The sequence below is a fragment of the Plasticicumulans sp. genome (assembly GCF_035331805.1).
GTDB lineage: Bacteria > Pseudomonadota > Gammaproteobacteria > Competibacterales > Competibacteraceae > Plasticicumulans.
Genome location: NZ_DAOLKE010000180.1, coordinates 1 through 2,126, shown reverse-complemented (window position 1 = coordinate 2,126; position 2,126 = coordinate 1). Strand labels below are relative to the sequence as shown.

The following is a 2,126-nucleotide window of genomic DNA, read 5'->3' as shown; positions in this document are numbered from 1 at the left end:
ATCGTTCCCGAATTCCCCAGCCCCTTCAGGACCGCCATGAACGCCGAAAATCCGCTGCTCGATTTCTCCGGCCTGCCGCGCTTCGCCGAGATTCGCCCCGAACACGTCGAGCCCGCCGTCGATGCCCTGCTCGCCGAAAACCGCGCCGGCCTCGCGCAGCTGCTCGCGCAGCCCGGCCCGTACACCTGGGCGAACCTGATCGAACCGCTGGAGGCGATGCAGGACCGGCTCAACCGTGCCTGGGGGCCGGTCGGGCACCTGAACGCGGTGATGAATTCCGAGGCGCTGCGCGCCGCCTACAACGCCTGCCTGCCGAAGCTCTCGGCCTACTACACCGAATACAACCAGAACGAGGCGCTGTACCGCGCCACGCAGGCGATCCGCGACGGCGACGAGTTCGCGCGGCTCGATGCCGCGCAGCGCAAGGTCATCGACGATTCGCTGCGCGACTTCCGGCTCGCCGGCATCGCGCTGCCGGCCGAGAAAAAGGCCCGCTACGGCGAGATCGTGCAGGAACTCTCGCTGCTCGGTGCGAAGTTCTCCGAGCACGTGCTCGATGCCACCCAGGCCTGGTCGCTGCACCTCGACAGCGAGAATCGCCTCGCCGGCCTGCCCGCCTCGGCGCTCGGCCTCGCGCGTCAGGCCGCCGCGGCGCGCGGCCTCGACGGCTGGCTGCTGACGCTGGAGTTCCCGTCCTACCAGCCGGTCATGAGCTACGCGCAGGACCGCTCGCTGCGCGAGTCGCTGTACTTCGCCTACGCGACGCGCGCCGCCGGCAACTTCCCGGCCGGCGCGCAGTGGGACAACACCGCCGTCGTCGGGCGCATCCTCGAACTGCGCCACGAACTGGCGCGCCTGCTCGATTTCCCCGACTACGCGCAGTACTCGCTGGCCACGAAGATGGCCGACGATCCGGCGACGGTGCTCGACTTCCTGCGCGATCTCGGCGCCCGGGCCCGGCCGCAGGCCGGGCGCGAGTTCGAGGAGCTGTCGGCCTTCGCGCGCGAGCGTCTCGGCCTGGAAAAGCTCGAAGCCTGGGATGTCGGCTACGCCTCCGAGCAGCTCAAGCAGGCGCGTTATGCGATCTCCGACGAGGAGCTGCGCCCGTACTTCCCGGAGACGCGCGTCGTGCCGGGCCTGTTCCAGCTGGTCGAGAAGCTGTTCGGCGTGTCGATCCGCGCTGCCGAAGGCGTCGAGGTCTGGCATCCGGACGTGCGCGCCTACGACATCTTCGCCGCCGACGGCGCACTGCGCGCGCGCTTCTACTTCGACCTGTACGCGCGCGCCAACAAGCGCGGCGGCGCCTGGATGGATTCGGCAATCGCCCGCCGGCGCACGGCCGACGGTCTGCAGCTGCCGGTCGCGTACATGGTCTGCAACTTCACGCCGCCGGTCGGCGACGACCCGGCGCTGTTCACGCACGCCGAGGTGCAGACGCTGTTCCACGAGTTCGGCCACGGCCTGCACCACATGCTGACGACGGTCGACTATGCGGCCGTGTCCGGGATTTCCGGCGTCGAGTGGGATGCCGTCGAGCTGCCCTCGCAGTTCATGGAGAACTTCTGCTGGGAGCGCGTCACGCTCGACCTGATCGCCGGCCATTACCGCACGCGCGAGCCGATCCCCGAGGCGCTCTACGAACGCATGATCGCCGCGAAGAACTTCCAGTCGGCGATGATCACGGTGCGCCAGCTCGAATTCGGGCTGTTCGACCTGCGCCTGCACCGCGAGTACGACCCGGCGCGCGGCGCCCGCGTGCTCGAACTGCTGGAGGAGGTCCGCGACGAGGTCGCGGTCGTGCGTCCGCCGGCGTTCAACCGCTATCCGATGAGCTTCTCGCACATCTTCGCCGGCGGCTACGCGGCCGGTTACTACAGCTACAAGTGGGCCGAGGTGCTGTCGGCCGACGCCTTCGGCGCCTTCGAGGAGGCCGGCGTGTTCGACGCCGAGACCGGCTGCCGCTTCCTGACCGAGATCCTCGAAGTCGGCGGCTCGCGCCCGGCGCTGGAGAGCTTCATGGCCTTCCGCGGCCGGCGCCCCGAGATCGACGCACTGCTGCGCCACAGCGGCATCGCGGCCTGAATCCGGTCCGCTGCCCGCAAGGGATGCTGGTCACACGGGAAGGC

At 69.5% G+C, this 2,126-nt stretch carries 1 protein-coding gene; it reads left to right on the top strand.

What is annotated here, in order from left to right; genetic code table 11:
* Positions 1-36: 36 nt before the first annotated feature.
* On the top strand, positions 37-2,082 hold the full coding sequence (gene prlC, locus PKE44_RS12550; protein ID WP_324551705.1) for an oligopeptidase A: 2,046 nt from the start codon (positions 37-39) through the stop codon (positions 2,080-2,082).
* Positions 2,083-2,126 lie beyond the last annotated feature (44 nt).

Excerpts from the sequence above, each read along its gene's own strand:
- prlC (WP_324551705.1), top strand. The coding sequence starts at position 37 with ATGAACGCCGAAAATCCGCTGCTCGATTTCTCCGGCCTGCCGCGCTTC.